The 5,217-nt window shown below is 44.2% G+C and carries 5 protein-coding genes; all 5 read left to right on the top strand.

What is annotated here, in order from left to right:
- Window positions 1–204, top strand: a 204-nt coding sequence (tssD, locus tag HMPREF0666_RS13190) for a type VI secretion system tube protein TssD (protein WP_009012862.1), incomplete at its 5' end; no start/stop codon positions are given.
- 181 nt (window positions 205–385) lie between these two features.
- Window positions 386–2,242 (top strand): type VI secretion system Vgr family protein, encoded by a 1,857-nt coding sequence (locus HMPREF0666_RS13185; RefSeq protein WP_009012861.1) that lies wholly within the window; start codon window positions 386–388, stop codon window positions 2,240–2,242.
- 17 nt (window positions 2,243–2,259) lie between these two features.
- On the top strand, window positions 2,260–3,102 hold the full coding sequence (locus tag HMPREF0666_RS13180; protein ID WP_009012860.1) for a hypothetical protein: 843 nt from the start codon (window positions 2,260–2,262) through the stop codon (window positions 3,100–3,102).
- Window positions 3,092–4,846, top strand: a complete 1,755-nt coding sequence (locus HMPREF0666_RS13175; protein ID WP_009012859.1) for an HNH endonuclease — start codon at window positions 3,092–3,094, stop codon at window positions 4,844–4,846. The genes HMPREF0666_RS13180 and HMPREF0666_RS13175 overlap by 11 nt, the downstream gene beginning before the upstream one ends.
- Window positions 4,847–4,976: 130 nt before the next feature.
- A partial coding sequence (locus HMPREF0666_RS13170) for a helix-turn-helix domain-containing protein (RefSeq protein WP_009012858.1) occupies window positions 4,977–5,217 on the top strand: 241 nt, incomplete at its 3' end.

Genomic DNA, 5,217 nt, shown 5'->3' with positions numbered 1-5,217 from the left:
CCTGTTGAGGGTAAGATTGTTTACAAGAAGAGTGAGGAGGATGCTAAGATGAAGGAGATTTCTTTCAAGAATGCTTACATCGTTCATTACAAGGAGACACTCGACGTAAACAACGAGGCGCCGATGACCATCGCGATGACCTTCTCTGCTGAGAATATCACCGTGGGTAATGCCGAGCTCGATAACCGCTGGCCTCGTTCATAGGTCTAAGAAACTTAAGGACCGTGTCGGGCTACGTGCTTGACATGGTCCTTTTAGCTTTCTATTTAGGTCTCACCGCAGTAGGACATACCTATAAGCAGCTGAGGTCGCCACCTTATTATATATAGGGCACAAATCTTATCAAATAGCTTTTCAGCCTTAATTACCTCAAAAAATATATTCAATGGCAATACCTTTTAATCCCATCTCCATCACTATAGGAAAGGATGGACTTTCTTCTTTTAAATCACTTCGTATAGACCAAAGTACTGGTGCACACCATCACTTTGACCTCACTGTTGACCTTGAGTCGGGAGGCAACAGACAGGTGCATAACATCAGTAGCAGTAAAGAGTGGCTCGGCAAAGATATCATAGTGAAAGCTGCGAACAAACCATTCTTCTGTGGCATAGTGACGAACATTGAGTTGCATCGCGATGGCAGCGACTTCGGGTGTATACAGGTGTCTGGATACTCCTCCACTTATCGTATGGAGACGGCACCGAGCTGTTACTCATGGAACGATAGGTCGATTGGTGATGTCGTAAAGAGATTGTGCAGTGATGGTAAGGTGCAATTGGCATTGAATGCAGCACACAAGAAACAGTTGGATTACATCTGCCAATACGAGGAATCTGACTTCGATTTCGTTCGTCGTCTCGCCTTGCAGTATCAAGAGTGGATGTACTATGATGGTCTGAAACTTGTCTTCGGTAAGCCAAGACGATTGCCAGACCCTATCAAGATGGAATTTGGTACGTCACTAAGTTCCCTCAATATTGGCCTACAAACATTAGCTCGTCCAGAACAGGTGTTCACCTTCCATTCTGGTGCAAACCGTGAGATGGACCGCAAGACGCCTGATAAGGCTTACGGACATGACAGGATGGCGGGTGATGCGTTCCGTGCTGCGCTTCCCTCCTACCCTAAGGCGGCTCGCCAGTACTCCATACAGCGTGTCAGCTCTATCAATGATCTTGAGAATTATGTACTCCTAAAACAGGCCGCCGAGACGGCTGAGACACATTATGTTACAGCCGAAAGTCAGGACCCAAGGCTACATGTGGGTTCAGTGATTAGCTTGTATAGTTCTTTCTTAAAGGGAGTTGGCAATCTCTCCCAAGAGAGCTTAGGCGATTTCATCATCATCGAGATGACCCATGAAGTGAGCGAGAGCTGTTATTACAAAAACCGTTTCAAAGCCATTCCTGGTACTGTAATGAGTCTGCCTAACCCAAAGGTTGAAATGCCTCTGGCTGAAACGCAGATGGCAACGGTACTCAGCAATGCCGACCCACACGGAGCAGGTCGTGTGCAGGTGCGCATGAATTGGCAGACCGACAACATGCGAACAAGTTGGGTGCGTGTGATGACACCAGATGGTGGCGGCAGCAAAGACGTAAAGAGCAACCGTGGCTTCGTGTTCATCCCGGAGGTAGGCGACCAAGTCCTCCTCGGCTTCCGCCATGGTGACCCAGCCCGTCCCTACGTTATGGGTAGCCTATTTAATGGAACAACAGGTGGTGGCGGTGGCCAAGGCAACAACTGCAAAAGCCTCACCAGTCGCCGAGGTAGTTCCTTAAAACTTGATGATTCTGTAGGTAGTGTCACATTGCACGATAAGGGCGGTGTAAGCATGACTTTTGATGGTGCAGGTAATGCCACTACAAATGCAAAATCTTCTAATTTTGTCAATGCTGGAACTAATAATGTTATTAATGTTGGTAATGGCAGTTCCGTTATATCTTCAGACTCAGACGGTAATATAACGTTAAAAGGAAACACAGCTATTACTTTGGTTGTAGGAGAAAATCAAATAAAGGTTTGCACGAGTGGTATCTTTATTAATGGTAAACAGCAGATTGCCATCGGAACAGATGAAATGATGTCCTTAGAGGCTAAGCAGGATTTGACGATGTCAAGCAAGGCTAATCTTAATATGTCAGGTTCTACAACCGCCACTCTTGGTAGCAAAGATATTTCAATTACAGGAGGAAGTAAGGTCGTTGTAGATGGCCCAGATGTTAATATAAATAGCTAAAGAGGAATAGGTATTTTATGGAAATCAACGAAGAAGAATACTTCAGACGATACAAAGTAGGAGAGACGTTTGTGTATGATTTAACGGCTGAGGGACACTCCAAAGCTATGGTCATTGACAGTGACTTTAAGATGACGAGTCGGCATGAACTTACGTTCCTTGAAGTAGACAAGGAACAGCAATGGTGGCGTTTCCGCCTGCGTGAGTTATCAAATAAGTTAGTGAAATATGATGACGCTACTGTGGCTCAGATTATTGAGGCAACGAATGAGATTAGTGCTATCTATGAAGAATTGGATTTCTGGGTCAGCGACCACGGGATTCTCCGCAAGATTAATAATAGGGATCAAGTCTATTCCAAGTGGGAGAAAGTCCGTGAGTATCTTACCTATAAGTACCCAATGAGCTCGTATGAGATTATCCTTGCAAAGGAAAAGGAACTTGCCAATGAGCCGTTATTTATGAACAATATTCGCTATATGCACTTCATGTATGCTTATTTTCTTCAATTTGGAAAATATATGAGCGAAGAACATTTTAAGCATCGTGACATTGACCGGTTTGGCTCTTGTGCCCCAATAGAACTTGCTTGTACGTACAAAACAAGTAAGGGTGTTATGTTTGACGGTAAGACTGACCGCCACTTTAAGGGCGATATGATCTACGATGGAGAGTCTGTAGATAAGATTCTTAAGAACGTTAATGCAAAAGGCTCGAACATGGACTATCAGATGCGTGCAGACTTTCATAATGACGGCGAGATATTGGAAGAAGCCAATCTCAGCCTGAGTGAGACTGTCGGCAAGGATTATTCTTTGTACACTCACCTTCATCTAAAACTTCACGAAGATGGCGAATGAACAGTATCTGACAGAAGCTCATTATCTGACCTGTTCAAAGGGTGCAAAGCCTGTACGCGTGAGTGTAGACAGTCAGAAGAGTATTAAATTCAGCGGGGCGCTGGCAGCAACGAGTAAAGATATTCAAAGGAAGGCTAATTTTGTTTGTGCAGGGGCAGTTGCCTTTGGAGCCGGTGCTGTAGCAGGTGTTGCAACCTTTGCAGTCGGAGCCTGTATGTGTGTGCCTGGTCCAGGTTGGGTAACCGCAGCTATCATTGCTGCCGTTGTTGTGGGTGCATTGATTTTTGCCGGCTGCAAATGTGCGAGTGCTGCAGCAACACGTTCCTGGCTTCCTACCACGACATCACAGCGTTCCAAATTAAACGGTGCTCCTCTGCTGACATTAACTTCCCAGATGACCTGCCCAGCAGAAGGTGGAATCATCACAGCACAAGAAACTTTTTGGGAAGCCTGGGGCACACAGACTATAACAAATCTCGGTCATATATCTAACTTTGCCTTTGGTTTCCTTGTCGGACGAGGTGGTGCCTCTATGGTGGCTGAAGCAGGTACGGCAGCAGCAGGTGCCTCGTCAGCGGGACAGGCTGCAACAACCTTTGCCCGCACGTTCGGCAAGAGTTTTCTCAATACTGCTAAGAAGAACCTCGTTCAGCAGTTCACGGGTTGGAAGCAGGGAGGCATGTTCTGTCGTTTCATGAAAGGATTTGGTCTTTATGGTGAATTCAAGGCTCATTATGACATCTGGACAGATGACGAAATGAGCACTTGGGAAAAAGTCAAGGCAAGCGGTATGTCGCTCATCCTTGATGTCTTTGCAGCCAAGGGTACGACAACTGTCTGTTTCCCTGCTGGTACGAAGGTGCATACACAGTGGGGACTGGCTGATATAGAAAAACTGGAAGTTGGCGTACCTGTTTTAACCTACAATGAGGAAACAGGTGAGCAGGAATACAAGAAGGTAAAGAAGGTCATGCGTCGTATGACACGACGTATGTGCGCCTTGGAACTTTCAAACGGTACGATACTTGAGGTAACACCTGAACACCGCTTCTTCAGCAATGGCGAATGGACACCGATAGAGGAACTAAATGTTAATGACACTCTTCAACTGAAAGATAATTCCATCGTTGTCATTGAGAATAAGATTATTTTCCCTACCTTTGTAGAGGTCTATAATCTGGAGATTGAGGACAATGAGAACTATTATGTCACAGAAGAGGGAGTGCTGGTGCATAATGGGTATGCTGATGCAAATGAATTAAAGAAAATAGAGGAAAGAGGCTTTCATGACGTTAAAGCTACGAAAAATGGAGGACTTGATTATGCCGATAGTGATGCTTTATATCCTATAAAGGAAGGACAAAAAAATTTTATATCAATAGAGTACTCTGGGATATATAGTACAGATTTTGAAAATGCAAGTCTATCAGCACTTGGCCAGAAAAGTACACCTAAGGGATATGTATGGCATCATTTGGGTGATTATGATCCTAAAACAAATAGAGGAACTATGCAGTTAGTCAAACAAGAAGCACATTCTGGCATTTCTCATATTGGTGGTTGCAGCCAATACAAACAAGCAACAGGAAAATCTTATATTTTAAAACTTGGTAATATGGAATTTGAACAATCAGAACAACAGTTGACAATCACAGAGTTAATAACTTTTGAAAAGTCTTTTAGAAGAAATATCCCGACGCAAGTTCAACATAGAACTGCAATCCCAAGTGCTGGTGTAGCTTAATAATCTATACCTGAAAACACCGAGGGGTTTGGGGGCGAGAAGCCCCCATGAGAAGAAAATCAACAAGCAATGCATAAAAATAAGAAAGGGAGACCTCTGTCTCCCAAAGATTAATTAATTTTGCATTGCAATGTACAAACAATTAACCTCGGAGCAAAGGTACACAATTTCTGTGCTACTCCAAAATAGAACGAAACAAAAAGATATTGCCAAGGCGATAAATGTAAGTGCAAGTACAGTGTCTCGTGAGATAAGACGTAATAGTGGAGTCAGAAGACACTATAATTGGGAAACTGCCCAAGCAAATGCAGTACAAACAAGGCGCAGAAAGCCAGGCAATCGTTCAGTCGACAAGGATGTCATGGAAGAGG

It is taken from the genome of Prevotella sp. C561 (assembly GCF_000224595.1).
Taxonomy (GTDB): domain Bacteria; phylum Bacteroidota; class Bacteroidia; order Bacteroidales; family Bacteroidaceae; genus Prevotella; species Prevotella jejuni.
This window is presented reverse-complemented; position numbering and strand designations above follow the sequence as displayed.

What these genes read in the sequence shown, in the direction of transcription:
- HMPREF0666_RS13185 (WP_009012861.1), top strand. Translation starts at nt 386, where the DNA reads ATGGCAATACCTTTTAATCCCATCTCCATCACTATAGGAAAGGATGGA.
- HMPREF0666_RS13180 (WP_009012860.1), top strand. Translation starts at nt 2,260, where the DNA reads ATGGAAATCAACGAAGAAGAATACTTCAGACGATACAAAGTAGGAGAG.
- HMPREF0666_RS13175 (WP_009012859.1), top strand. Translation starts at nt 3,092, where the DNA reads ATGGCGAATGAACAGTATCTGACAGAAGCTCATTATCTGACCTGTTCA.